A 25,641-nucleotide genomic window follows, 5' to 3' on the forward strand; every position below is an offset into this window, starting at 1 on the left:
ATTCGCGGCCCTCGTAACCTCGGACGGCTCCTACAGGGACGGCGTCGTTCTGGAGCCCTGAGGACGACGCGGATACTGTAGGAGCCGGCTTGCTGGCGAATGCGGTGGGTCAGCAACATCTAGGGTGACTGATCCACCGCATTCGCTGCCCTCGTAACCTCGGACGGCTCCTACAGGGACGGCGTCGTTCTGGAGCCGAGGACGACGCGGATACTGTAGGAGCCGGCTTGCTGGCGAATGCGGTGGGTCAGCACCATCAACGGCGACTGAAACACCGCATTCGCTGCCCTCGTAACCTCGGACGGCTCCTACAGGATTTGCGTTGTCCCAAAGACTTGAGCGCGACGCGGATACTGTAGCCGGCTTGCTGGCGAATGCGGAGGGTCAGCACCATCAGCGGTGACTGAAACACCGCATTCGCGGCCCTCGTAACCTCGGACGGCTCCTACAGGGACGGCGTCGTTCTGGAGGCCTGAGGACGACGCGGATACTGTAGGAGCCGGCTTGCTGGCGAATGCGGTGGGTCAGCCCCATCAACAGTGACTGACCCACCGCGTTCGCCCGAATTGCGGCCCATACCCTCGTAACCTCGGACGGCTCCCACCTGTTACTGGCACGTCCCGAAAGCCCGGTCACCAGAACGGCGACTACAACGACTGGGGTGCCACGGGGAAATCTTCCACCCCGACAAACCCACCGGTCTGATGCGCCCACAGCCGTGCATACAGCCCTTTGTGCGCGAGCAGTTCGGCGTGGGTGCCGCTCTCGGCGATACGGCCGTCTTCCAGCACGATCAGCCGGTCCATGCGCGCGATGGTCGAGAGTCGGTGCGCGATGGCGATCACCGTCTTGCCCTCCATCAGGGTTTCCAGGCTTTCCTGAATCGCGGCTTCGACTTCCGAATCCAGCGCCGATGTCGCTTCGTCCATGATCAGGATCGGCGCATCCTTGAGCAGCACGCGGGTAATCGCGATCCGCTGGCGTTGGCCACCCGACAGCTTCACGCCGCGCTCTCCGACATGCGCATCCAGCCCGGTGCGGCCTTCGGAATCGGACAACTGCGGAATGAACCCGTCGGCCCGTGCCTTGCGCATGGCCTCCCAGAGTTCGGCCTCGGTGGCGTCCGGCTTGCCGTACAGGAGGTTGTCGCGAATCGAGCGGTGTAGCAGCGACGTGTCCTGCGTGATCATGCCGATGTGCGAACGCAGGCTTTCCTGAGCAACGAGGGCGATGTCCTGATCGTCGATCAGAATCCGGCCACCTTGCACGTCGTACAGACGCAACAACAGGTTCACCAGCGTGGATTTGCCGGCGCCGGAAGGGCCGATCAAGCCGATCTTCTCGCCCGGCTTGATGTCCAGGTTAAGCCCGTGAATCACGCCCTTGCCCTTGCCGTACTGAAACTCGAGGTTCTCGAATTTCACCTCGCCACGGCTGACCAACAACTTCGGCGCGGCGTCGCGATCGGTGACACCGACCGGCTGGGAAATGCTTTGCAGGCCGTCCTGCACCATGCCGATGTTTTCGAAAATGCCGTTGACCACCCACATGATCCAGCCGGACATGTTGACGATGCGGATCACCAGGCCGGTCGCCAGCGCAATCGCGCCGACCGAAATCAACGACTGGGTCCACAGCCACAGGGCAAGGCCGGTGGTCCAGACGATCAGAATACCGTTCAGCGTGGTGATCACGGTGTCCATCTCGGTGATGACGCGACCGGCGAGCTGGGTCTTCTCGGTCTGTTCACTGATCGCTTCGCGGGCGTACTGTTGCTCGGAGCTGGTGTGGGCGAACAGCTTGAGGGTGGTGATGTTGGTGTAGCCGTCGACGATGCGTCCCATCAACTTGGAGCGGGCATCGGAGGACACCACTGAGCGAGCCTTGACCCGTGGCACGAAATACCAGAGCGCCAGGATGAAACCGAGAATCCAGCTCAGCAGCGGAATCATCAGACGCCAGTCGGCCTCGGCAAACAACACCAATGCGCCGATCGAGTAGATCAACACGTGCCACATGGCATCCACTGTCTGCACCGCCGAGTCACGCAGGGCGTTACCGGTCTGCACGATCCGCTGGGCAATACGCCCGGCAAAGTCGTTCTGGAAGAAGTTCACGCTCTGTTTGAGCACGTAACTGTGGTTTTGCCAGTTGATCATGCTGGTCATGCCCGGGCTGATCGTCTGGTGCACCAACAGGTCGTGCAAAGCGACAAAAATCGGCCGCAGGACCAGTGCGACGACCACCATCCAGGTCAGCTCCAGCGCATGGTCGCTGAAGAAATTGGGGTTCGGTCCGCCTTGCGCCAGGTCGATGATGCGGCTCAGGTAGCTGAACAACGACACTTCGATCAACGCGCCGATCAGACCGACCACGAGCAACGCGACAAAGCTGGGCCAGACCTGACGCAGGTAATAGACGTAGAACGCCATGACCTGATTGGGCGGGGCGGCGGTGGGGGCATCGCGGAAAATATCGATCAGTTTTTCGAAACGACGATAGAGCATTGGCTATGACGCCCACGCTTGAGCGGGCTCTCCTTTTGGCGGGACCGAAAAATGTCCCTTGTTCTGACCGCGTGAAGGCGCGATTGCTCGCGTTGATTCACGCTGTTTCATCCTGAAAAGTAAAAAGCCGGGCAAGCGCCCGGCTTCCGCGCACCTGACTAGCTTAGTTCACGACTTTGACCGATTTGATGAGTATCGGGTCGACGGGCACGTTCTGCATGCCGCCTTTGCTCGTTGTCTGGGAATTGACGATGGTGTCCACGACGTCCATGCCTTTGACCACTTTGCCAAAGACTGCGTAACCGAAGTCCCGCACGCCGTGGTCGAGCATTTCGTTGTCCTTGACGTTGATGAAGAACTGGCTGGTGGCCGAGTTCACATCGGACGTACGCGCCATGGCGATGGTCCCGCGCACGTTATGAAGGCCGTTGTCGGCCTCGTTCTTGATCGGATCGTGCGTCTGCTTTTGCATCATCTGCGCGGTGAACCCGCCGCCCTGAACCATGAAGCCCGGGATCACGCGGTGGAAGATGGTGTTGGTGTAAAAGTTTTCGTTGGCGTAGGTCAGAAAGTTCTTAGTGCTGATGGGGGCCTTGTCCTGGTTCAGTTCGATTTCAATCTGGCCGAGGCTGGTGTCCAGCACGACGTGGGGAGCGGGCGCTGCCATCAGATTGGAGGCGAACAGCACGGCAGCGGCGGAGAGGGCAATTTTTTTCAGCATTAGGCAAATGTCCTGAAAGTGATTTCGACTGCAAACAGCTGGCAAGGGAAGCACGTTTGCAGGGATTTTGACAGGGGCGGGTTCCCATAAATGGTATGGCCACTGCTCCGTGTGCAGTAGCCGGCTTGCTGGCGATTTTAATGTCCGCCCAGGAATTTCAGCAGCACCCGATTGAACGCTTCCGGCTGGTCCAGCGGAGTGGCGTGCCTGGAGTCTTCGATGACGATCAGTTCTGCATTCGCGATCAGCCGGGTGTAAGCCTGTTTCAGCGCCACCGGCGTGTAGTCGTGATCGGCCGTCACGATCAACGTCGGGCAGGCTATTCGCGACAGCTTGTCCTGCACGCCCCACCCCACGATCGCATTGAAACTGGCGAGGTAGGCGCGTTTGTCGTTCTGGGCCCAACGCTGGGCGATCTTGTTTCGCAATTCCGCCTGTTCAGGCTTGGGAAACAGGTTCCTGCCCAGCCCTTTGCCGATGGTCTCCATGCTGAACACCCGGGCCAGTAACCAGCGTTTGGCGAACTGACGAAAGTCGTCGAAGCTTTTGACCTTCACTTCGGGGGCACTGTTGACGATGGTCAGGCTCTTGAGCCACTGCGGCTGATCCACCGCCAACTGGAAGCCGATCATGCCGCCCATGGACAGGCCGACCAGATGCACCGGCCCCGGTTGCAGATGTTCCAGCAGCGCTACGATGTCGTCGCTGAAGCCGGGAATGCTGTAGCGCTCATGGGGTTTGTCCGAGCGCCCGTGGCCGCGCACGTCGACGGCGATCACCCGATAGTGCGCCGCGAGGGCCGGGATCTGGTATTCCCAGTCCTGGGCACTCGAGCCCAAACCATGAACCAGCAATACCGGGCTGCCATGGCCGTACGTTTCGTAATGCAGTGAACAGCCTTCGTGGTCGAAGTAGGGCATCGTTTACACCTCAAACCGCCTGTCGTGGCGCCGCGAACGCGGCATCCAGCGGTGCGGTGTCGAACGTCTGGATTAGTTCGATCAGGATCTGGGTAGCAGGTCCCAGCGGTTTGTCCTTGCTGGAATAAAGGTAGAAGGTCGGGCTGCGACTGCCACCCTTGTCCAGCGGCAGCACCTTGAGCACGCCTTCTTTCATTTCGCGCTCGATCATGTGCCGAGGCAGCCAGGCAAACCCCAGCCCGCTGCTCACAAACGTCGCGGCAGTCGCCAGACTGCCCACGGTCCAGCGCTGCTCGGAGCCCAGCCAGCCAACGTCCCTTGGCTGGTTGCGACCCGAGTCACGAATCACGACCTGCAACTGGCTTTCCAGGTCCTGAAAGGTCAGTTCGCGCTGCATCTGGTGAAGCGGGTGTTCCGGGTGTGCAACCGCGACAAATTCCACGGAGCTCATTTCGGTGCCCAGGTAGCCCGGGATATTGAATCCGCTGATTGCCAGGTCTGCCACGCCCTCGAGCAAGACCTCTTCAACGCCGGACAGTACCTCTTCACGCAAGCGCACCCGGCAGCCGCGACTCTGCGGCATGAACGCGGTCAGGGCACGGACCAGCCGGGCGGTGGGATAGGCCGCATCGACGACCAATCGAACCTCGGCTTCCCAGCCTTGCTCCATGTGGTGAGCCAGGTCCTCCAGTTGACTGGCGTTTTTCACCAGTTGACGCGAGCGACGCAGCAGCACCTCACCGGCCTCGGTCAACACGGCCTTGCGGCCATCGATGCGCAGCAATGGCACGCCCAACTGGTCCTGCATCCTGGCGACGGTGTAGCTCACCGAGGACTGCGAGCGGTGCAGGGCTTCGGCGGCCTGGGCAAAACCGCCATGGTCGACCACGGCCTGCAATGTGCGCCATTGATCGAGGGTCACGCGGGGCGCTTTCATCTTTCGCTCCTGTTGTCCTAAGCTGGCGGTCCAATAATGAGGACTGCCGCATGAAAAAATTCTGTTGTGTGTTGCTGGCGATGCTGCCCCTGAGCGCCTTTGCCTACCCGATCGATGTGGAGAAGCACATCAACGGCGTGCAAATCGACTACAACAGCCACGACACCGCTTACGACATCGGCAACATCACGGTGAACAACTATGGCGACGTTCCGGCCAAGTGCACCGTGGTCTTCAGCAATGGCCCGGAGGCGCCGCGCACCCGTCGGGTACAGGTCGCGCCGAAGAGCAGCACTGACGTCACGGTTAAATTCAGCCGCGAGATCGTCAAGCTGCGCATCAAGCTCAGCTGTGAACCGCAATAAGCTGGCAATCCGGTGACAGGAGAGACTAGTGCCCTTCTGTCGACGAAACAAATTATTAGATATTTAGAAGCAGTTTTTTACGCTTTTTAATCGATCTGGTCACGTTTAACCTTCTCTCCATCGAATTCATTCACACCCATTCGCTGGAGGCCACACCCCATGTCTCGCGTCCTGATCATCGAAAGCAGCGCCCGTCAGCAAGACTCCGTCTCCCGTCAACTGACTCAGCAATTCATCAGCCAGTGGCGCGCCGCCCATCCAGCCGACGACATCACCGTGCGTGATCTGGCGGTCAAGCAGGTCCCGCACCTGGACATCGATCTGCTGGGTGGCTGGATGAAGCCGGAAGGCCAGCGCAGCCCGATCGAACAGGCCGCACTGGATCGATCCAACGAGTTGACTGAGGAGTTGGTCGCCGCGGATGTCGTGGTGCTGGCTGCACCGATGTACAACTTCGCGATTCCCAGCACGCTGAAATCCTGGTTTGACCATGTGCTGCGCGCCGGTGTGACCTTCAAATATGGCGAGACGGGACCTCAAGGCCTGCTGACCGGCAAGCGCGCTTACGTGCTCACCGCACGCGGCGGTATCTATGCTGGCAGCACGCTGGATCACCAGGAACCGTATCTGCGTCAGGTGCTGGGGTTTGTCGGTATCCACGACGTCACGTTCATTCACGCCGAAGGGCTGAACATGGGCGGCGACTTTTCCGAGAAAGGCCTGAATCAGGCTGTCGCCCGGCTCGCTGAAGTGGCCTGAGACCCTGCCGCACCGGACTTAATCGTCAGTTAATCCTGGCGCGTGATCATCCTCGCGTTCATCGACTCTCCCTTGGCACTTGAAACGCTCCTGAGTGCATCGCCCGATAGACCCGCCACCTTGCGTCGGGTCATCGGGTTTTTTATTGCCTGCTCAATACGCACGCTGTTTGTAGGCGCGCGCTTGCCCGCGATAAGTTTTTCAGCCACATAGATGTATTGAATGCCCCGGTCAATCGCGGGCAAGCGCGCTCCTACAGGCGTGAAGACTCAGAAAATCTCAAGACAAGGTTGCCCACCGCAGCCGCGGATGATGTTTTTCCGGTCGCGATCAGTTATCCACGCCTCGCCAAACACGCCTTACAGCGCCGAGACACTTGAGCTAGACACCCCGCACGACTGCATCATCGGGACTGATGTTTGATATTCCCAAGCGTGGTTTTTCATGCGTCGGCCAACCGAATAGATTGGCTCCAACGAAACGAATCACCGACTTACCGAATACCCAACTTACTAAACAGTTCAGCGGAGATCTCAATCATGAAAAAATCAATTGCCTTCGGTTTCGCACTTTCCATCCTGGCTGCGGGTTCTGCTTTCGCCAGTCCTGAAAAGACCTATCAACGTGCGCTGGTCGATGCTTCCAGTGCAACGGTTCTGGACAGCAAAGTCGCCAGCAAAGAGGCGTTCAAGCCTTTCGACAGTAAGTCGTCCAGCACAGTGATCGTCGCTGACAACCGTAAAGAGTTCGGTTCGAGCTATCAGCGTTACTGAGTGCACCGTCCAGTCCTACTTGAACGCACAGCAACAGCCCGGCCGATGCCGGGCTTTTGCTGTGTGCTGAAACAGGATCGACACGGGTCCGACAAGGACAGCGCTCAGGCCTGCTGCTTTGCCAATCCCACTCGCATGTCCATTCCGCTCGGCTGTTGATACAGGCTCAGGCCGAACTCGGGCAACACCGCCAGCAGGTAATCGAAGATGTCTCCCTGAATGCGTTCGTAATCCGCCCAAGTGGTGGTGCGGGTGAAGCAGTAGATTTCCAGCGGAACGCCCTGAGCAGTGGGTTCCATCTGACGCACCATGCAAGTCATGTCGGGGTGAATGTCCGGATGACTCTTCAGGTACGCCAGGGCGTAGGCGCGAAAGGTCCCGATGTTGGTGATCCGACGGCGGTTGGCCGAAAGCTCGGCGACGTTGCCATGAGCTTCGTTCCACGCCTTGAGTTCGGCCTTCTTGCGGCCCATGTAATCGGTGAGCAGTCGCACCTGCGTCAGTTTTTGTTCTTCGGCATCGGCGACGAACCGTACGCCGCTGGCGTCGATGAACAGGGCGCGCTTGATCCTGCGTCCGCCGGCTGCCTGCATTCCGCGCCAGTTCTTGAACGACTCGGACATCAAGCGCCACGTGGGGATGGAGACGATGGTCTTGTCGAAGTTCTGCACCTTGACCGTGTGCAGGGTGATGTCCACCACATCACCGTCGGCGCCGACCTGAGGCATTTCGATCCAGTCGCCCACCCGCAGCATGTCGTTGCTGGTCAACTGCACGCTGGCAACGAACGACAGCAGCGTGTCCTTGTACACCAACAGAATCACCGCCGACATGGCACCCAGGCCTGACAGCAGCAGCAACGGGGAGCGGTCGATCAGGGTCGCGACGATGATGATCGCGGCGAACACGTACAGGATCATCTTCGCCAGTTGCACGTAGCCTTTGATCGAGCGGGTTCTGGCGTGTTCGGTGCGGGCGTAGATGTCGAGCATGGCGTTGAGCAGTGCGCCGACGGTGAGCATCATGAACAGGATGGTGAAGGCCAGCGCGACGTTCCCCAGCACGTGGCTGACGGTCGGGTTCAGGGCGGGCACCAGGTTGAGCCCTAACTGGATGACCAGTGACGGGGTGATCTGCGCCAGCCGGTGAAACACCTTGTTGTGCAAAAAATCGTTGAGCCAGAACAACGCGGGTTGGCGCCCGAGCGCCTTCATGGCGGACAGAACGATGAAACGCACCAGACGCCCGAGGGCGAATGCCGCGACCAGCAGGATCAGCAAACCCAGGGTTGTGCGCAGCATCGGCTGGTTGTCGAGCATGTCCCAGAGGTCCTGGGCGCGCAGCCAGAGGGAGTGAGTGTCCATGAGGGGCATGATCTCCAGATAAAAATGGGGGGGAGATTAGAACATTGTTGCGGCAGGGAAAGCTGCATGGAGCAATTCCCGTAACAAAATAGGCCCATCGAGGTAAAGAAACTCGGCGAACACGGCTTAAACCGGTAACCTATGCGACTGTTTTTTTGTATTCCGCCGAGGTAACACCCGTGTTCTCCCAATTCGCCCTGCACGAACGCCTGCTCAAAGCCGTGGCCGAACTCAATTTCGTCGAGCCTACGCCTGTGCAAACAGCGGCCATTCCGCTGGCGCTGGAAGGACGTGATCTGCGGGTGACGGCACAGACTGGCAGCGGCAAGACTGCCGCGTTCGTATTACCGATGCTCAATCGCCTGATGGGCCCAGCCAAGGTGCGCGTCGACATTCGCGCGTTGATCCTGCTGCCGACCCGTGAGCTGGCCCAGCAGACCCTCAAGGAGGTCGAGCGGTTTTCCCAGTTCACCTTCATCAAGGCCGGTCTGATCACCGGTGGCGAAGACTTCAAGGTTCAGGCCGCCATGCTGCGCAAGGTGCCGGACATCCTGATCGGCACGCCAGGCCGTTTGCTGGAGCAACTGAACGCCGGCAACCTGGACCTCAAGCAGGTGGAACTGCTGGTGCTCGACGAAGCCGACCGCATGCTGGACATGGGGTTTGCCGAAGACGTCGAGCGACTGGCCGGCGAGTGCGCCAATCGTCAGCAAACCATGCTGTTCTCCGCCACGACCGGTGGTTCGGGTCTGCGCGAAATGATCGCCAAGGTGCTCAAGGATCCACAGCATCTGCAGGTCAACAGCGTCAGTGAGCTGGCGGCTGGCACGCGCCAACAGATCATCACCGCCGACCACAACGTTCACAAGGAACAGGTGTTGAACTGGCTGCTGGCCAATGAGACTTACCAGAAAGCCATTATCTTCACCAACACCCGCGCCATGGCCGACCGTATCTACGGCCGTCTGGTGGCGCTGGAGTACAAGGCGTTCGTGCTGCACGGCGACAAGGACCAGAAAGATCGCAAGCTGGCGATCGATCGCCTGAAGCAGGGCGGCGTCAAGATCCTGGTGGCCACTGATGTTGCGGCCCGTGGTCTGGACGTTGATGGCCTGGACATGGTCATCAACTTCGACATGCCGCGCACTGGCGATGACTACGTTCACCGCATCGGCCGCACCGGCCGTGCGGGTGGAGAAGGTCTGGCGATCTCGCTCATTACCCACGGTGACTGGAACCTGATGTCGAGTATCGAGCGCTACCTCAAGCAGAAGTTCGAGCGCCGTACCATCAAGGAAGTCAAAGGCACCTACACCGGGCCGAAGAAGGTCAAGGCATCCGGCAAAGCCGTGGGCGTGAAGAAGAAAAAGACCGATGGCAAAGGTGACAAGAAGGGCGACAAGAAGAAAACCGCCGCCAAGGGCCCGACCAAACGCAAGACGGTGAACCGTCCGAAGGCCGATCCGCTGGTGAGCCAGGACGGTCTGGCACCGTTGAAGAAGCGCGTTACCCGTCCTCCGGTCTCGGAATAACCGTCTGCTGTATTCGAAAATCCGTGCACCGTTGCTCTGTGCACGGAACCACTGTGGGAGTGAGCTTGCTCACGAAGACGTCAGTCCTTTCGCGCGATCTTTTGCGATTGAACGTCAGCTTTCCTGAGCAAGCTCAGTCCCACAGGTGCGATGTTCCCCGGTGAGTGACCACCGCCAGCATTGCGCTTATCCATCCGCCTTCTTCGCCGCTTCATCCATCTCCTTCAATCGCTGATCGATCAACTGGCACTTGTCCGGCAGGTCCTTGCTGGCGGTTTCCAGTTGCATGTCCTTGATCTCCTGATTCAGCTCCTTCGCTTTCGCGGGATTTTGCTGGGTCAGCTTTTGAACCTCCTGCGCCAACTGTTCCCGTTTGGCCTGGGCTTCCTCAAGCGTACAGGCCCAAGCCGGTGCGGCGGCCATCAGCGTCAGGGCGGCCGTGATACTCATCAGGGTTTTCATGATTGCCTCTGTTTCCATGACGGGCTTACTGAATGGAGAGGGCGGGCGAGGTAAAAGTTCAGCATGTGACCGCTGGGCCCTTGGGCTGAACGGGGGGCGTGGTACCCGGTCACACCTCAAGAGCGTGAAGCCCGAACACCGGACGTCACGGGTCAACCCTATCCTTCCTGGAGGTTGGAATATGTCTGCTGAATCCATCAACACACGCTATGACTGGGACTTGATCGAGCGCCTGTTGCATGAAGTCCAGAACAGCGCCGACAAGCCGTTCGCTCCGCGCAAATACGCTGAAGAACATGCGGCGGCCAAAGCGGCCGAGGGCGAAAGCACAGGCAATCTGGACACCTTGAAAATGGAGGCCGCGGACCTTGAAGCGTTATTGTTCAAGCGCGGCTTCATTGAATCGCGGCCGGAAGAGGAGGGCGGCAATGGCGAAAACTTCGTACTGACCCCGCGCGGCTCAAGCCTGCTGGCGATGATCGACAGCAGCATTCCCGGCAACGACCACCCTCGCCAAGTGCTGGACGAACAAGCCGATGCGCTGGATCCTGATACGTTCGATGAAGTGTCGTCCAAGCCGCAAGTAGCTTGATTTCGGCCTAATGTCTGCACCTGTTTCTGTTGGAACCGGCTTGCTCGCGACTGCAATGGGTCAGCAACATCCAGGGTGACTGATCCACCGCATTCGCGGCCCTCGTAACCTCGGACGGCTCCTACAGTATCCGCGTCGTCCCAAAGACTTGAGGACGACGCGGATACTGTAGGAGCCGGCTTGCTGGCGAATGCAATGGGTCAGCAACATCTAGGGTGACTGATCCACCGCCTTCGCTGGCCTCGTAACCTCGGACGTCTCCTACAGGGAATCGCGTCTTTCCAAAGACTTGAGGAGGACGCTGGCACTGTAGGAGCCAGCAGGTCGACTCCTGCCAGTCGTGCGAGCGCGTGCACATCGTCCGGCATCATTACGCTTTCTTGGCCCCTTTCAAGCAGCTCAAGTTCGTGAAGTCCTGGCGCACATCGGCGATTTTGTCCAGGAGCTTCTGGCGCTGTTCCGGTGAGCTCTGGGCCACCAGATCGGTAATCAGCGAAATGGCCGCCTGTTCGGTGTGGTCGTAGGCTTGCCGGTACTCCGGTGTCCAGAAGGTCTGGCGATCCTGAAGCAGCTTTGCAATCTTCTGATCAAACCCCGGCGCCTGACGCTGCTTGACCGCCGTCAGCAGCAGAGACTGCCAGTGCGCGCGGTTATCGATCCACAAGCGATTCTGCTCGCCCAGTGAGGTCGACCATTGCAGGACGCGAGCTTTCTGCGCCGGATTCAGTTTGCCAATCCACGGGTTGAGGCGTTTTTCCATGCGTTGAGCGCGGTCGCGGATTTGTTGATCCAGCGGTTGGTCGACGAACTCCGACTCATGCTTGCGCATGTCTTTCGCGAATGCGGCTTCCATCTCAGCCACTTGCTGGTCATCCAGTTGACGCAACAGTTCGACCGCTGACGGGGTGATTTCTCGGGAAATAGTGGCGATGGCCTGCCGTGCTTCGGCCGTGCGCGCTTTGAGCTGCGTTTCGTTGACCTGATTGCTCTCAACCATGCCTTGCAAACGATCGAGCCAGGTCAGGTAATCGGGAATCTGTGTGCTGCAATGCCAGCTCAGGTGTTCCTTCAGACGTTCATCGAGCCAGTCTTTTTGCGTGGAATCCAGATCCAGATAATCGTTGAGCGACCAGGGAATGATCAGATCCAGATGCCGGTACGTGAGACCAATCTGGCTGCAGCCTGTGATCAACAGCAATCCAAGCCACAGCGAAATGCAGGTCTTCAACACGATGCGCATGACAGCTCCTTGCCGGGTTCGTCTCCCAGTTATAGAGCCAGTCAGGCCATACCAGTTCAGCCCGTCAGAAAAACGAGCGCACGACCTTCAGTGTCACGGCACTTTCGCATTGGCTGTTGTGCCCGCTGTAGGCGCTGCAATCGGCGCCGTTGAGGCTGGAACCGCTGTACATCAGGTTCATGTCCATGCCGAGCCAGGGGCGCGAGACATTGAACGACCAGTCGTTGTACGCGCTGACAGCGCCGCCGCCGTCAATGATTGCGGGCGAGTCGAGCTGATGATTGCCGTACTGCATGCGCACGTCCAGCCCGAGATACGGCAGGCCGCCAAAGTCGAGGAACAGCGTGCTGTCCTGGCGCCCTGCGTCCGTACTTACCGCCGTCCCGATGCGGCTATCGAAAATACGAAAGCCTGCGTACAGCTCGTGACTGTCGATCTGGTCCGTGTTGGGGTAGCTGTAGCGAATGACGCCCAGTTCATAGCCCAACGTTTTGTCGAAGGGCTTTTTGAAGCCCATGTAGGAGTCGACCTCAAGGTTGGTGTCGGGTGAAAGACCGGCACTGGGCGACCACTGCCCAAGGTAGAAGCCGCTGTCGTGAGTCAGGTCCAGTCCGCCGTGAAAGGCAGTGTCACCGTTGCCCGGCGTCACGAGGCCTTGAGCCATAGTACGGCTCGGGGTGGTGCCGAGCTTGAGGCTGAAGTCGCCCAGTTCCCGTTCTATCACTTGAGCATTGGCGGGCTGGTACACCGCCACGGCGCAGGCAAACACTGCACCGGTCCAACGGGAAAAACAGCGAGCATAAGGCATGCTTCACTCCTTTCAGTTTCAGAGGAGTGGATCGAAGGTGTCATATCGTCAGGCGACAGGGCCGGATAAGAACCGCGAGCTAGAGCCTCGCAAGCATACCGGCGAATGATGCGATGAATCTACCGCTGGTCGATTCGTCGCAGAAAATCTGAACTTTGCGATCACTTGTTGGGCGAAATGAGCTTGTTCACCACGATCAGCGCCTGCGCAAATGAGGGATAGCCGCTTTTGGCGACGTCCAGCTCGTCGTACCGCGACCGGTAGACTTTCGCTTTTTCCTGATCCAGCACGGCAGTGCGCTCGGCGAGCAGCGCGATGGCCAATGGGTACTTGCGATCGGCAGAGTCCTTCAGCCTGTCGGTCACCTGTTGCTCATCGGCGCCCTGGCGAATCAGCAGCACCGCCTGATAAAACTCCGCCTCTCCGGTGGTGTCCTGTTTTGCCGCGCGTTTGAGCAAGGCACTGGCCAGCTCGTAGTTGTCCTCGCGCCGCTCATTGATCAGCAGTTTGGCCTGAAGCATGTCGTTTTGATAAAGCAGATAGTCCGTACGGCAGGCGCTGCCTGGCGTCGTGGTGTCACACCCGTGTGTTGCACAACCGCCCAGGCCAAGGCAGAACAGGGCGCCGAAGAACATCCATTTTTTCATATCGGTTTCCGCAAAGACGTCCAGTGATCAGGGCATCGTCCTGTCTGTTCTGTGGACACGCCAGTCCGAGACTGGGACGAGTGGTCTATGAGCAGACAGTAAAGCAGAGCTTTGCTGGAACGAAGGAGCGATGGACCTGGCGCTTTGTGATCAAAGCGCCTGGATGTCGACCGCGCGGGCGGGGAAAGATTTACTTTTTACCGAGGGAGATCTGTTTCGACGGGCCGAAGGTCTGGCCGCTCACGCCTTTGGCGATCTGCTGAATCTCGCCACCGGATTTCAGGAAAGCCGCGATTTGTGCGTTGATCGAATCGCTGGTTTCAACGGCAGGGGCTGGCTTGGCTTTCGAATTGGATGCTTTTACACGCATGGCTGCTATTAACCTATATAAAATTAATACGGCCGGCCATCTTATCGGAATGCGCGAGAAATTGCTTGGTAAATATCGCTGCGGACCTTAGACCGATTCATCGTGAAGAAGCAAATCATTTCGCAAAAATGCCTGCTAAATGCCTGTTTTAATTACCAACGGCCGCGCCGTCAATGTCCAGAACTGCACAGAATAATCGTTGCATAGTCGACTCCCCACCTGACGAATGGACCAGCAGGCAACCGAGCCAAAGGATGGATTTTCATCAAGGCCTTGATTTTCAAGGCATGCGCGGTCGCTTGAAATCGGCACGGCGGCGAGCGGCAACGCAAAGGCAATCTCGGGTAGAATGCCGCCCACGCAATGAGGGTATCTGGACATGGCTTTAGTCGGACGTTACAACAGTTTGCAAGTGGTCAAACACACTCACTTCGGTTTATATCTGGACGGGGCGCAGGACGGCGAAATATTGCTGCCCAATCGTTATATTCCCAAAGATATTCCCAGTGAAGATGAGGATTGGCTCAACGTCTTTATTTATCTGGACAGCGATGACAAGTTAATTGCCACCACTGAAAAACCGAAAGTTCAGGTCGGTGAATTTGCCAGTCTTAAAGTGGTTGAGGTCAACAGTATCGGCATCTTCCTCGACTGGGGGTTGCCGAAGGACCTGTTGCTGCCGTACTCCGAAGAGAAGCGTCCGCTGAAAGCCGGTGATTACTGCGTGGTGCATGTCTACCTGGACAAGCACACCCGCCGTATCACCGCGACTACGCGGCTGGACCGCTATTTGGACAAGGTGCCGGCCAACTACACGGTCGGTCAGGAAGTGGACTTGCTGGTGGCGGAAGAAACCGCGATGGGCTTCAAAGCCATCATCAACAACAAGCATTGGGGCCTGATCCACAAGAATGAAGTGTTCAAGTTCCTGCGTTCGGGCAAACAGGAAAAGGGCTTCATCAAGGAAGTGCGCAGCGACGGCAACATCAGCCTGAGCCTGCAGCCGGTTGGCGAGCAACTGTCCAGTAGCCTTAACACCAAGATCCTGGACAAGTTGCGTGAGAACAACGGCGTGTTGCCGGTGAGCGACAAGAGCGACCCGGCCGTGATCAGCAATCTGTTCGGGGTCAGCAAGGGCAACTTCAAGAAGGCGATTGGGGCCTTGTACAAGCAGGGGCAGATTGTGATTCATCCCGACCGTATCGAACTGGTCTGATTGATCTGATCTGATCTGATCTGATCTGATCTGATCTGGGCGTGCGTCATCGCCGAGCAAAAAGTGCAACGCTTCTTGCAGCTATCGGCGATGACGCAGGGTCACAGCCTTGAGCGTGCCCTCCGGTGCGCCACCCTGCCGACTTCGAGGCTCTGCTCATGAAACGATTTCTTAGCGCTTATCTGCCGACGCTTCTCGCGTTTCTGGTGCTCGACGGTCTTTGGTTGGGCGTGCTGATGGGGCCGACTTACCGCGACTGGCTCGGGCCACTGATGCTGGCGCGACCGGTGATCTTTCCCGCAGTGCTGTTCTATCTGATCTATATCGTTGGCATCGTGCTGATCGGCGTATTGCCGGGTGTCGGACGAGGAAGCCTGCGGCGTGCGGCGGGCTACAGCGCGCTGCTGGGACTGATGGCTTACGGGACCTACGACCTCACCAACTGGGCGACCTTGCAGGGCTGGCCTTCGCAACTGGCGCTGGTGGACTGGGCGTGGGGCACGTTTGCATCGGGTGTGGCGGGGGCGGTGGGGTATTGGGTGAGCCGCAGGTTCAGCGCCTGACACGGCATTGGCAGGGCATGGCTTGTCTCGCGATCTGTCGGGAAGCCGGCAGTGAATGCTGTTCGCGCGGTGTATCAGCCAGAACAGCGGTGTCTGGATTTGCTACTGCTGCGCAGCAGATCGCGGGACAAGCCACGCTCCTACAGAATTGATGGGCGTCTGGCCGTCGGTGATTAATTCTGTACGAACGCCGCAAAGCTCAGGTTCGCGCCGTTCGGGCGCATGTCCTTGAGGTACGAATCCTTGTCCGCGGAGAGCTCCAGGCTGACCGTCGATTTGCGTTTGCCTTCATTGCGGATCACCACGCCGTCCTTCTGTTCTCGCAGGAATTTGGTGGTCACCTTCAAGTGAATCAATTCGTCGGTGCTCGGCGTGTGCAGCAGCAGGTGCAGCCATTCGTACTGGCCCACCGCGAGACGGCTCACGGGCAGGTCGAACCACCAGATGTTGCGCTTGGGGTCCAGCACGGCGAAGTGGGTGTTGTTGGTGCCCAGTACGGCGCCACCCAGTTGTTCATTGCGGCGCGCAATGGCTTGCTGCTTGTCGATTTTCATAGCGTTCCTGTGGATCTGAATCTGTTGAACCCGTGTGTGCAGGATAGGCACCGTCCGGCTCGGCCGCGCATTCTCCGGGGTTGTCGGGCAAACATAAAGTCAAAACTGTCGGTGCCGCGCCGTGGTGCGATGAAAAGCCCAGTTACACCTGCACCTTCACCACTCGGAAAAATAATTGAAACTCTGGGGCGCCGCAGCGACTCAACCATTACGTCGAGGTTATGACACCTGATTAATGACCCTGGAGAATTCTCATGAGCAGCACTGGCGATAAAGTTAAAGGCATGGCCAACGAAGCAGCCGGTAACGTCAAGCAAGGCGTCGGCAAAATGACGGATAACGATAAATTGCGCGCTGAAGGTAAGGCGCAAGAGCTCAAAGGCGAAGCTCAGCAAGCGGTCGGCAAAACCAAAGATGCTGTGAAAAAAGGCGTCGACAAGGCCTGATGGCCTTCGCGCTTCGGGTGTAGCCCACCTCAAGCGAACGCAGCGTGACCTGTAGCGGCCATCCAGTGATGGCCGTTATTGTGTCTGGCCCAAGGTGCCTGGAAACATATCGGTCGTGGCAAAAGTGCTTAACTCAAGGTAAAAAGCCGGCCCAGTGCGGCGTGGCTACGGAATTTCAAAGCGTTTGCCCGCTCGTATAGGTAAATGTGCTTCAGATACGTCTACGTCGCGAAAGGAGACGCCATGATATTCCCGGATTTGCGCCAGCTACCTTTGAAGACGGTGTTGGTCAGAACGGTTAAAGAGTTTCTCGATGACGAGATGTCGACGTACGCCTCGGCGTTGGCTTATCAGACGCTGTTCTCGCTGTTTCCCTTTTTGCTGTTCCTGATCGCCCTGATCGGTTTCCTTCACCTTCCTGACTTCTTCAGCTGGCTGCGTCTGCAGTCCGAACTGGTGCTTCCGCCTCAGGCGCTGGATCAGGTCAACCCGGTGATTGACCAGTTGCAGCAGTCCAAGGGCGGCTTGCTTTCGATCGGTATCGTCATCGCGCTTTGGAGTGCGTCTGCTGGCGTGCGCTTGATGATGAGTGCGATGAATGCCGCGTATGACGTGGTTGAAGCGCGCCCGGTGTGGAAGCGTCTTCCGTTGTCCGTGCTGTACACCATCGGCTTTGCCGGCATGCTGCTGGCGGCTGCGGCGCTCATGGTCTTGGGCCCGCAGGTGATGGGCTGGCTGGCGGCGCAGATCGGCATGGAAGATTTCATCGTGACCTTGTGGACCATCGTGCGCTGGCCGGTGATCGTCCTGCTGCTGATGGTCTCGGTGGCGATGATGTATTACGTCATGCCCGATGTTGAACAGGAATTCCGCTTTATCACGCCGGGCTCGGTGCTGGCCGTCGTGGTCTGGATCGTCGCCTCGCTGGGTTTTGCCTGGTATGTGAAAACCTTTGCCAACTACGATGCCATGTACGGCAGCATCGGTGCGATCATCGTGCTGCTGCTGTATTTCTACATTTCCGCATCGGTGCTGCTGTTGGGCGCGGAAATGAATGCGGTGATCGAGCACATGTCGCAAGAGGGCAAGGATAAGGGTGAAAAGGCCGCCGGTGACGGCGGTGTCGACGCCGAGCCGCGAACTGAAGTGCCAGCGGGTCAGAAAAGGCATGTGTCGGGGCTGGGTCGCGATCACAGTCGCGACTACGTTGACCACCACAGCGAGCATGGCGATCACAGCCACGACCACGATTACGACCCCCATTTGCATCCGCTCAAGACTGACAAAACCTGATCGATACTGTGGCAGGATGCGCATTCGTTCAGCGCATCCGCCCTTTCAAAAGGTCCTTCCATGATTCGTGAAATTCTCAAGATGGGTGACGAGCGCCTGCTGCGCATCGCGCCGCCCGTGCCGGAGTCGATGTTCGGCTCCGATGAGTTGAAGTCTCTGATCGACGATATGTTCGAAACCATGCGAAGCGTCGGCGGCGTCGGGTTGGCAGCGCCGCAGATCGGTGTCGACCTGCAGCTGGTGATTTTCGGCTTCGAACGCAGTGAGCGTTATCCGGAGGCGGAGGCCGTGCCGCAGACCATCCTCCTCAACCCGCTGATCACACCGCTTGAACCGACCCTCGAAGAGGGCTGGGAAGGTTGCCTGTCGGTCCCGGGTTTGCGTGGCGTGGTGGAACGTTACGAGCACATCCGCTACGAAGGTTTCGACCCCGACGGCAAGCCCATCCAGCGCATCGCTCGGGGGTTCCATGCGCGTGTGGTTCAACACGAATGCGATCACTTGATCGGCCGTCTGTACCCGTCACGCATTACCGATTTCAGCCGCTTCGGCTTCACCGAAGTGCTGTTCCCCGATATGGACCCGAATGCGGATGATTGAAGATGGCGCCGTTTCGGTGTGAGTCCTGCGGACTCGCACTGCGGCCAGCGGCCAACGACGTTACACGAGTCCGCCGCTGCCGGAACCGGCAGCAAAGTCAGCACACGCGACACATCTGACACTGTTCCCAACAGTCAGCGCCATTACTTCACGGGCTTGATAAACCGCAATGTCATCCGGTCCGACTCGCCGATCGCCAGATACTTCGCTTTATCCTGCTCGCCCTTGACCAGTGTCGGTGGCAAGGTCCAGACGCCGTCGGGGTAATCCTTGGTGTCTTTCGGGTTGGCGTTGACCTCGCTTTCACCCGCGAGCGTGAAGCCCGCTGCCTGGGCCAGTTTCACGACATAGTCGGTGGGCAGATAGCCGTTGTGTGCGTTGTCCTGCGCGGTCGTTCCGGGTTTGGCCCGATGATCGACCACACCCAGTGTGCCGCCCGGCTTCAGCACGTCATAAAACGCTTTGAAGGTCGCGGCTTCGTTACCGGCATCCACCCAGTTATGCACATTACGGAAGGTCAGGACCGTGTCCGCTGACCCTGGCTTGCCGAACACCGGAGCCTTGGGCGTATACGCCACGACGTCGACCTTGCCGTAATGGGCGGGGTCCGCGGCGTATTTCTGCTTGAGATTGTCAGCGGATTTTTTCGCGTAATCGCTGACGGAAGGGTCAACGATCGCCGCGACGTAATGGCCTTTGTCCTTGAGCAATGGCGCCAGCAATTCGCTGTACCAGCCATTGCCGGGAGTGATTTCAATGACGGTCTGGTCGTCGCGCAGGCCAAAGAATTGCAGGGTCTGTTCCGGGTGGCGGTACTGATCGCGTGCGGCGTTCTGCGGAACGCGCCAATCGCCGTTGAGTACGGTGGCGAACTGTTCGTGGCTGATGTTCGAGGAGGAAGCGGGGGCGGCAGCAACGGCCAATGTCGATCCGAAAACTGCAACCAGCGAATAAGCCAATAGCGTCGGTTTCATGTGCATCCCGTTCAATGGCAAAAGGTGATGAGCGAGGCTAGCACGCGGGATTCAGGTGTGGATCACACATTTGGTTTGGTCGAGTGCGCAAACAGATCTAAGCCGGATCAGCGGTTGTGAACCAGCGCAACCAACGTTTTGGTTTGCCGATAGCGCGTCAGGCGATCCGCCAGTTCGCGTGGCAGGTGCTCTGTCGCGACAAACCCGAGCCGCTGATAAAACCCGGCCAGCTCGGGGTCACAGAACAGCCAGACCGGACCGTCCACCTCGTCGAGCGCTGCGGCGATCAAGCGGCCAGCGACTCCCTCTCTACGCCGAGACGGCGCCACGAACACGCCCGTCAGCCAATGTCCGCCGGCCATGGGCGTGAGGTTCAGCGCGCCTGCGATCTCGTCGTCTTTCGCCACCCACAACGTTGCCTCACCCTTGCCACGCATGGACGAACGATGCGCGCGGTAGAACTTGTCCACCAGCGGACGTTGAAGATCGGGTACGGGATAACACTGCATGACGCACCGGGTTCAGGCTGGGCATTCGGGCCTACGTTCTACCGTCATAGCCCATCGATCTACAAGATTTTCCTGCGCCGTTGCACAGAGGGTTATCAGCGAGTACGCGGGGACCGGCGACGGTTGGCACGCAGCGGTGGTCTTCTGGTGCCTGGGTATGCTGAACTGTTTCGGCGCCACAACGCTCAGTCCGATCGACAGCCCTCAACATCCTCATGCCTGGTGCCGGTGCTCGAACATGTCCCAAGGTTTCGCCGAATTATTGATGTACGTCGCTCCGCCACGCGTGCAAACCGCTCAGGAGGCATGGCTCGCGCGCGTCCTCGAGTTACTGTCGGCTGAGCGTCTGGAGGCGCAAGGGCTCGACCTCAGGCAGCTGTGGCTGTCTCCGGCATTGCTGCTCGCGCAGACGTGCGGCTATCCGTTGATGACCCTGTTGCGCGGACACGTGCAGGTGGTCGGTCATCCGGTCTATCAACTGCCCAATAGCGCAGCTGGCAATCATTGCAGCCTGCTGGTGGCGCGATCCGAAGATCCTCGTCAGCAGCTTGAAGACTTTCGTGGCAGTCACGGCCTGCTCAATTCCCGCGATTCAAACTCCGGCATGAACCTGTTTCGCCACGCATTGGTGCCGCTGCAAAAGGACGGGCGCTTCTTTGCGCAGGTGTCGTTGACCGGCGGGCACCGCAACAGCCTGGCTGAGATCAAGGCGGGAAGAGGCGACCTGGCGGCCATCGACAGCGTGACGTTCGACTATCTGGCCAGAGAGACGAGTGAAGAGGTGGCGGGCATCAAGGTCATCGGCCGTACCGCTCACGCGCCATGTCTGCCCTACATCACACGGGTGGAGGCAGATGGGGCGGCGATCCGCCGGGCGATGAATCAGGCGTTGAAGGACCTGCCTGACGTTGCCCGTGTACTGGCGATTGATGAGGTCATACCTGCAAGCGAAGCGGATTATGAAGTGCTGCTGGATTACGAGCGGGAAGCGCATGTATTCGGTTTCGACCTATAAAAATCCACATCGCCTCCGAAACCTTCCTTCAATGGCTGGCAATGGCTGGCTTCACCCACGGTCGTCCCCATTCGACAGCCTCGCGCCTGGACCGCGGATATAATCGCCTGCCCGCCACGGTCAACCGACCGTCGTGCTCTCTCGCGGCACCGGCATGACTACCCCTAGATTTCGCAGCGTCCGGGCATTTCAACACGCTCGTTCAGTGTCTGCGTCGATAAAGCTGAAACCTGTTGCCTGCGCGCTTGTCTGGAATGAAGCGTGTGCTGTGCTAAACCCTACTCAGCCTTTTCTATTCTTGAGCCACGAGAGACCACAATGACCTCGATCAAACACCTGCTCGGCGCTTCGCTGTTGGCACTGTCCGCGTTGTCCGGTTCAGCCCACAGTGCGGAGAAAACCGCGCCGATCCACTTTGGCGACATCACGTGGGAAAGCGGCAGCCTGATCACCGAAATCCTGCGCACCATCGTCGAGAAGGGTTACGGTTACCCGACCGACAAGCTGCCGGGCAGCACTGTGAGCCTTGAGGCCGCGCTGGCCAAGAACGACATTCAGGTGATCGGCGAGGAGTGGGCCGGACGTAGCCCGGCGTGGGTCAAGGCCGAGGCGGAAGGCAAGGTCCATGGCCTGGGGGACATTGTCAAAGGCGCGACCGAGGGCTGGTGGGTGCCGGAGTTCGTGATCAAGGGCGACCCCGAGAAGGGCATCAAGCCGCTGGCGCCGGACCTGAAGTCGGTGTCCGACCTGCCCAGATACAAGGACGTGTTCAAAGACCCTGAATCGCCGGACAAGGGGCGCTTCCTCAACAGTCCGACCGGCTGGACGTCGGAAATCGTCAACACGCAAAAGCTCAAGGCCTACAAGCTCAACGACAGTTACGTGAACTTCCGTACAGGATCGGGCGCGGCACTGGATGCCGAAATCGCTTCGTCCATCCGTCGGGGCAAGCCGGTGTTGTTCTACTACTGGTCGCCGACCCCGCTGCTCGGTCGCTTCAAGCTGATCAAGCTGCAAGAACCGCCGTTTAACGAGGCCGCCTGGAAGACCCTGGCCGACGCCAGCAACCCCAACCCGATCGGCTCCAGCTCGCTGGCCGCGCATTTGGCGATCGGCGTGTCGGAACCCTTTTATAAGCAGTACCCGGATCTGGTGAGCTTCTTCAAGAAGGTGGATCTGCCCATCGACCAATTGAACAAGACCCTGGGCGAAATGAGCGAGAAACGCCTGGAACCGTCTGATGTGGCTAAAACCTTCCTGAAGGATCACCCGGAAATCTGGACCACATGGGTTCCGGCCGATGTGGCGAAGAAAGTGACGGCGGGGCTGTAACCGGTTTTCCGGCCGCCCTACGTGTGGGAGGGACGACGGGAGGTGACGCAGCTTGCGAAAGCGCTGTGTCAGGCACAAAGCATTCGCCACCGTCGTAACCTCCGGCAGCTCCCACAGGTTCAGTGTGACGGGCAGGATCAGCGTGAACCTTTAAACTGGCGACCCACCTTTTCCTGCGCCATGCTCAAGGGCGGTCATTCGATCCACCCTTGAGCCCCGCCATCATGAACATGCCGACGCCTTCCGTTAACACCGAACGCCTGATCCTTCGCGAGCTGGTGCCTGATGACACTGCGGCTCTGGCCATGATTCTCGGTGATCCCGAGGTCATGCGTTATTCAGTGCGTGGCGTGCTGTCCGAACAGGCCACGCATGAGTTTATCGACTGGTGTCGGTGCTCCTATCGTCAACACGGTTTCGGGCCGTGGGCCGTGGTGGACAAGTCGACATCAACCTTGGCCGGATTCTGCGGTCTGAATGCAGAGCGCGTAGACGACGCCGATGAAATCGAAGTCGGCTACCGGCTGGCGCCCGGGTTCTGGGGCAGGGGACTGGGCACCGAAGCGGCACGTGGAGCGCTGGCTCATGGTTTCGACACCGTGGGAATCGATTCGCTGATTGCGATTGTCCAGCCCGCTAACGTCGCATCGGTCAAGGTCATCCAGAAGCTGGGTTTCGGCAGCTACATCCACAGTCAGTACCACCGGCAGGGCGTCAGGATCTACCGCATGAACGCGCAGCAATGGTCGTCGCGGCCTTGTACGCGAGGTTGATGGCCAAGGGTTGTGCACCTCGCCGAGTGGCAAACCATTGCTCAACGGCTGACGTCAACCGTCGTCAGTGAGTTGATCACACAGATAAAGTCGCCGGGGAGAGGACATGGGATTTAGCAGACCGACTGCGTTGATGATGTTGAACGTGGCAGCGGGGTTGTTGTTCGGCCTGCTGCTTGAGGTGCCTGGTGTTGCGCTGGCCGCTGAAGCCGCCCCCGTTCCTGTGGTTCCACCCAGCGCGCTGGCGTTCGTGCAGGACCGGCATCTGGGCGAGAGCCTGGGCTGGCTGGGCTATCAGGTGGCGTCGCGCACGGTGACGTTTGCCACGATCGTCGAGACAGTCGGCCGTACCAAGGCCCAGGAAATCGTTCAGGACGAATTGCAGTACTTGCAGCCTCAGTATCAGCAGGAGTGGGACCGCAACCTGGCGGCGGCCTATGCAGCGTCGTTCACCCCCGAAGAACTCACCGCGCTTAATGTCGGTGATCCGCCGCAGGACATTGCCAATAAATTCCGCACCAAGCAGCGTGACGTCGGCATGGACATGAAAGGCCGCTCCAGCGAGCTGCTCAAGGTCTATGTGTCCACGGCGCTGGACAATGCGCTGAAAAAAGCCAAGCCTTAACGCCGCATGCCCCGTGGATTCGGGGCTGAATTTTTCTGAATCAACACGGGGAAGGAAAGACCATGGACCCATTCATGCAGGCGGCCATTGAAGAGGCGCAAAAGGGATTGGCCGAGGGCGGGATTCCCATCGGGTCGGTGATCGTGCACGACGGCAAGATCATTGGCCGCGGGCATAACCGTCGGGTTCAGGAAGGCAGTGCGATCAAGCACGGTGAAATGGACGCCTTCGAGAACGCTGGCCGCCAGCCGGCGAAGGTCTACCGCGAAGCGACGCTCTACACCACGCTTTCACCCTGCGCGATGTGCAGCGGCGCCATCTTGCTGTACGGCATCCGCAAGGTCATCGTCGGTGAAAACGAGACGTTCATGGGCGAGGAAGACCTGCTGCGCTCACGCGGTGTGCAGGTGGACGTGGTGCATAACGCGACCTGCATCGGCCTGATGAAGCAGTTCATCGCCGACAAGCCCGAGTTGTGGAATGAAGACATCGGGGAGTAAGTCGTGGGGCGCCGGCTTGCTGGCGAATGCGTTGGGTCAACAACATCAATGGTGACTGACCCACCGCCTTCGCTGCCCTCGTAACCTCGGACGTCTCCTACAGGGTCCGGGTTGAAGCACGAACACGTGTCCAGACCGCAGACCTGTGGGAGCCGGCTTGCTGGCGAATGCGGTGGATCAGCGAGATCACCATTGACTGACCCACTGCATCGCGGCCCTCGTAACCTCGGACGTCTCCCACAGCGTCCGGGTTGAAGCGCGAACACGTGTCCAGACCGCAGACCTGTGGGAGCCGGCTTGCTGGCGAATGCGGTGGGTCAACAACATCGATGGTGACTGACCCACCGCCTTCGCTGCCCTCGTAACCTCGGACGTCTCCCACAGGGCACCGGGTGGATGCACGAAATTGTGTTCAAACCGCAGACCTGTGAGCCGGCTTGCTGGCGAATGCGGTGGGTCAGCAACCTCGATGGTGAATGAACCACCGCATTCGCTGCCCTCGTAACCTCGGACGTCTCCCACAGGGAACGCGTTGTTTCGAAGACTTGAGGACGACGCTGATACTGTGGCCGGCTTGAACTGGCGAATGCGGTGGGGCAGCGACATCACCCGTGACTGACCCACCGCCTTCGCTGCCCTCGTAACCTCGGACGTCTCCTACTGAGCCCGGGTTGATGCACGCACTTGTGTTCTGCCGCAGCGCGCCGCTTATTCGATATGCAACGTCGAGTTGAACTGGCTGATGGCATCCACCACATGCCGCGAGCCTTGCTGGATCTCCAGAATCACTTCCCCGGCCTCGTTGGCCAGCTCGACGCCGGTGTCTGTCCGGCTCAGGCTGGACTGCATGCTCGAGACCGCACTTTTGGCCAGCTCATTGTTCTGTCGCACCACGTCGACAATTTCCACCGTCGCCTTGCTGGTTCTGGCCGCCAGGCCCCGCACCTCGTCGGCGACCACCGCGAAACCACGCCCGTGTTCTCCGGCACGCGCCGCCTCAATGGCGGCGTTGAGTGCCAGCAGGTTGGTCTGGTCGGCAATTCCGCGAATGGTCTGCACGATGGTCGCAATGACCTCCGACTGTTTGTTCACGGCATCGATGCTGCGTGCCGCTTCATTAAGGTCGGCCGAAATCTGCTCGATCACTTCCACCGTTTGCTGCACCACACTCGAGCCTTTCCGCGCGCACGCGTCAGTACGTACCGAGGTGTCGTGCGCCGTGGTCGCGGCACAACGCTGCACAG

30 protein-coding genes are annotated in these 25,641 nt (G+C 59.1%); 15 read left to right on the plus strand and 15 right to left on the minus strand.

Annotation, left to right across the window (positions count from 1 at the left end):
• Positions 1-647 precede the first annotated feature (647 nt).
• From BMY73_RS18785 to BMY73_RS18800, 4 genes are all read right to left on the minus strand, one after another.
• The gene (locus BMY73_RS18785; RefSeq protein ID WP_092408958.1) at positions 648-2,507 is read right to left on the minus strand and encodes an ABC transporter ATP-binding protein; all 1,860 of its coding nucleotides are present in this window, start codon (positions 2,505-2,507) and stop codon (positions 648-650) included.
• A gap of 163 nt (positions 2,508-2,670) precedes the next feature.
• A complete protein-coding gene (locus BMY73_RS18790; protein ID WP_062390985.1) occupies positions 2,671-3,228 on the minus strand; it encodes a peptidylprolyl isomerase in 558 nt (185 codons plus the stop codon).
• A gap of 137 nt (positions 3,229-3,365) precedes the next feature.
• Positions 3,366-4,148, minus strand: coding sequence for an alpha/beta fold hydrolase (locus BMY73_RS18795; RefSeq protein WP_092408960.1), 783 nt, complete (start codon positions 4,146-4,148; stop codon positions 3,366-3,368).
• A gap of 10 nt (positions 4,149-4,158) precedes the next feature.
• Positions 4,159-5,085 (minus strand): LysR family transcriptional regulator, encoded by a 927-nt coding sequence (locus tag BMY73_RS18800; protein ID WP_092408962.1) that lies wholly within the window; start codon positions 5,083-5,085, stop codon positions 4,159-4,161.
• A 50-nt stretch (positions 5,086-5,135) separates the two neighbouring features.
• Here BMY73_RS18800 and BMY73_RS18805 point away from each other — a divergent pair, with 50 nt between their 5' ends.
• Both BMY73_RS18805 and BMY73_RS18810 read left to right on the plus strand, forming a co-directional pair.
• Entirely contained in the window at positions 5,136-5,450 is a 315-nt protein-coding gene (locus BMY73_RS18805; protein ID WP_062390991.1) for a hypothetical protein, read from the plus strand.
• Between the two features lie 159 nt (positions 5,451-5,609).
• Positions 5,610-6,209 (plus strand): FMN-dependent NADH-azoreductase, encoded by a 600-nt coding sequence (locus BMY73_RS18810; protein WP_062390993.1) that lies wholly within the window; start codon positions 5,610-5,612, stop codon positions 6,207-6,209.
• A gap of 29 nt (positions 6,210-6,238) precedes the next feature.
• Here the strand turns inward: BMY73_RS18810 and BMY73_RS18815 are convergent, their stop codons facing one another.
• Positions 6,239-6,454 carry a hypothetical protein gene (locus BMY73_RS18815; protein ID WP_062390995.1) on the minus strand — a complete coding sequence of 72 codons (216 nt, stop codon included), beginning with the start codon at positions 6,452-6,454 and terminating at the stop codon, positions 6,239-6,241.
• A gap of 294 nt (positions 6,455-6,748) precedes the next feature.
• Here BMY73_RS18815 and BMY73_RS18820 point away from each other — a divergent pair, with 294 nt between their 5' ends.
• Positions 6,749-6,982, plus strand: a complete 234-nt coding sequence (locus BMY73_RS18820) for a hypothetical protein (RefSeq protein ID WP_092408964.1) — start codon at positions 6,749-6,751, stop codon at positions 6,980-6,982.
• A 104-nt stretch (positions 6,983-7,086) separates the two neighbouring features.
• Here the strand turns inward: BMY73_RS18820 and BMY73_RS18825 are convergent, their stop codons facing one another.
• Complete coding sequence (locus BMY73_RS18825) at positions 7,087-8,346, minus strand: mechanosensitive ion channel family protein (RefSeq protein ID WP_092408966.1); 1,260 nt, start codon at positions 8,344-8,346, stop codon at positions 7,087-7,089.
• A gap of 179 nt (positions 8,347-8,525) precedes the next feature.
• Between BMY73_RS18825 and BMY73_RS18830 the strand changes: the two genes are divergently transcribed.
• On the plus strand, positions 8,526-9,878 hold the full coding sequence (locus BMY73_RS18830; protein WP_062391003.1) for a DEAD/DEAH box helicase: 1,353 nt from the start codon (positions 8,526-8,528) through the stop codon (positions 9,876-9,878).
• A 186-nt stretch (positions 9,879-10,064) separates the two neighbouring features.
• On the opposite strand, the gene BMY73_RS18835 is transcribed toward BMY73_RS18830, so the two are convergent.
• On the minus strand, positions 10,065-10,340 hold the full coding sequence (locus BMY73_RS18835) for a hypothetical protein (protein WP_092408968.1): 276 nt from the start codon (positions 10,338-10,340) through the stop codon (positions 10,065-10,067).
• 181 nt (positions 10,341-10,521) lie between these two features.
• Here BMY73_RS18835 and BMY73_RS18840 point away from each other — a divergent pair, with 181 nt between their 5' ends.
• The gene (locus BMY73_RS18840; protein ID WP_062391007.1) at positions 10,522-10,932 is read left to right on the plus strand and encodes a hypothetical protein; all 411 of its coding nucleotides are present in this window, start codon (positions 10,522-10,524) and stop codon (positions 10,930-10,932) included.
• Between the two features lie 370 nt (positions 10,933-11,302).
• Here the strand turns inward: BMY73_RS18840 and BMY73_RS18845 are convergent, their stop codons facing one another.
• From BMY73_RS18845 to BMY73_RS18860, 4 genes are all read right to left on the minus strand, one after another.
• Positions 11,303-12,172 (minus strand): DUF6279 family lipoprotein, encoded by an 870-nt coding sequence (locus tag BMY73_RS18845; RefSeq protein WP_092408970.1) that lies wholly within the window; start codon positions 12,170-12,172, stop codon positions 11,303-11,305.
• A 64-nt stretch (positions 12,173-12,236) separates the two neighbouring features.
• A complete protein-coding gene (locus BMY73_RS18850; protein WP_092408972.1) occupies positions 12,237-12,980 on the minus strand; it encodes a TorF family putative porin in 744 nt (247 codons plus the stop codon).
• A gap of 161 nt (positions 12,981-13,141) precedes the next feature.
• Entirely contained in the window at positions 13,142-13,627 is a 486-nt protein-coding gene (locus tag BMY73_RS18855; RefSeq protein WP_092408974.1) for a hypothetical protein, read from the minus strand.
• A gap of 190 nt (positions 13,628-13,817) precedes the next feature.
• Positions 13,818-13,997: a hypothetical protein gene (locus BMY73_RS18860; RefSeq protein ID WP_037012170.1), complete on the minus strand. Its 180-nt coding sequence runs from the start codon at positions 13,995-13,997 to the stop codon at positions 13,818-13,820.
• A 379-nt stretch (positions 13,998-14,376) separates the two neighbouring features.
• Between BMY73_RS18860 and BMY73_RS18865 the strand changes: the two genes are divergently transcribed.
• Together BMY73_RS18865 and BMY73_RS18870 are read left to right on the plus strand one after the other, a co-directional pair.
• Positions 14,377-15,213, plus strand: coding sequence for a CvfB family protein (locus tag BMY73_RS18865; protein ID WP_062391016.1), 837 nt, complete (start codon positions 14,377-14,379; stop codon positions 15,211-15,213).
• Positions 15,214-15,371: 158 nt separating this feature from the next.
• Positions 15,372-15,776, plus strand: a complete 405-nt coding sequence (locus BMY73_RS18870) for a DUF2177 family protein (protein ID WP_092409024.1) — start codon at positions 15,372-15,374, stop codon at positions 15,774-15,776.
• A gap of 173 nt (positions 15,777-15,949) precedes the next feature.
• Here BMY73_RS18870 and BMY73_RS18875 read toward each other — a convergent pair whose 3' ends face one another.
• Entirely contained in the window at positions 15,950-16,330 is a 381-nt protein-coding gene (locus BMY73_RS18875; protein WP_062391018.1) for a hypothetical protein, read from the minus strand.
• A gap of 254 nt (positions 16,331-16,584) precedes the next feature.
• On the opposite strand from BMY73_RS18875, the gene BMY73_RS18880 reads away from it, so the two are divergent.
• The 3 genes from BMY73_RS18880 to def all read left to right on the plus strand — a co-directional run bounded on the left by BMY73_RS18880 (position 16,585) and on the right by def (position 18,669).
• The gene (locus BMY73_RS18880; RefSeq protein WP_062391020.1) at positions 16,585-16,776 is read left to right on the plus strand and encodes a CsbD family protein; all 192 of its coding nucleotides are present in this window, start codon (positions 16,585-16,587) and stop codon (positions 16,774-16,776) included.
• 243 nt (positions 16,777-17,019) lie between these two features.
• Positions 17,020-18,069, plus strand: a complete 1,050-nt coding sequence (locus BMY73_RS18885; protein ID WP_092408976.1) for a YihY/virulence factor BrkB family protein — start codon at positions 17,020-17,022, stop codon at positions 18,067-18,069.
• A gap of 60 nt (positions 18,070-18,129) precedes the next feature.
• On the plus strand, positions 18,130-18,669 hold the full coding sequence (gene def / locus BMY73_RS18890; protein ID WP_092408978.1) for a peptide deformylase: 540 nt from the start codon (positions 18,130-18,132) through the stop codon (positions 18,667-18,669).
• Between the two features lie 143 nt (positions 18,670-18,812).
• Here the strand turns inward: def and BMY73_RS18895 are convergent, their stop codons facing one another.
• Positions 18,813-19,643: a class I SAM-dependent methyltransferase gene (locus BMY73_RS18895; RefSeq protein WP_092408980.1), complete on the minus strand. Its 831-nt coding sequence runs from the start codon at positions 19,641-19,643 to the stop codon at positions 18,813-18,815.
• Between the two features lie 107 nt (positions 19,644-19,750).
• Complete coding sequence (locus tag BMY73_RS18900) at positions 19,751-20,152, minus strand: GNAT family N-acetyltransferase (RefSeq protein WP_092408982.1); 402 nt, start codon at positions 20,150-20,152, stop codon at positions 19,751-19,753.
• Between the two features lie 238 nt (positions 20,153-20,390).
• Between BMY73_RS18900 and BMY73_RS18905 the strand changes: the two genes are divergently transcribed.
• From BMY73_RS18905 to BMY73_RS18925, 5 genes are all read left to right on the plus strand, one after another.
• Positions 20,391-21,167 carry a phosphate/phosphite/phosphonate ABC transporter substrate-binding protein gene (locus BMY73_RS18905; protein WP_092409026.1) on the plus strand — a complete coding sequence of 259 codons (777 nt, stop codon included), beginning with the start codon at positions 20,391-20,393 and terminating at the stop codon, positions 21,165-21,167.
• A gap of 318 nt (positions 21,168-21,485) precedes the next feature.
• Positions 21,486-22,499: an ABC transporter substrate-binding protein gene (locus tag BMY73_RS18910; protein ID WP_092408984.1), complete on the plus strand. Its 1,014-nt coding sequence runs from the start codon at positions 21,486-21,488 to the stop codon at positions 22,497-22,499.
• Positions 22,500-22,708: 209 nt separating this feature from the next.
• Complete coding sequence (locus BMY73_RS18915; RefSeq protein WP_256571217.1) at positions 22,709-23,272, plus strand: GNAT family N-acetyltransferase; 564 nt, start codon at positions 22,709-22,711, stop codon at positions 23,270-23,272.
• A gap of 106 nt (positions 23,273-23,378) precedes the next feature.
• Positions 23,379-23,897, plus strand: coding sequence for a hypothetical protein (locus tag BMY73_RS18920; protein WP_092408987.1), 519 nt, complete (start codon positions 23,379-23,381; stop codon positions 23,895-23,897).
• 62 nt (positions 23,898-23,959) lie between these two features.
• Positions 23,960-24,397, plus strand: a complete 438-nt coding sequence (locus BMY73_RS18925) for a nucleoside deaminase (protein WP_062391028.1) — start codon at positions 23,960-23,962, stop codon at positions 24,395-24,397.
• Between the two features lie 708 nt (positions 24,398-25,105).
• Here the strand turns inward: BMY73_RS18925 and BMY73_RS28920 are convergent.
• Positions 25,106-25,639: a methyl-accepting chemotaxis protein gene (locus BMY73_RS28920; RefSeq protein ID WP_371914990.1), complete on the minus strand. Its 534-nt coding sequence runs from the start codon at positions 25,637-25,639 to the stop codon at positions 25,106-25,108.
• Positions 25,640-25,641: the final 2 nt, after the last annotated feature.

Source organism: Pseudomonas sp. NFACC02 (assembly GCF_900110765.1).
Taxonomy (GTDB): domain Bacteria; phylum Pseudomonadota; class Gammaproteobacteria; order Pseudomonadales; family Pseudomonadaceae; genus Aquipseudomonas.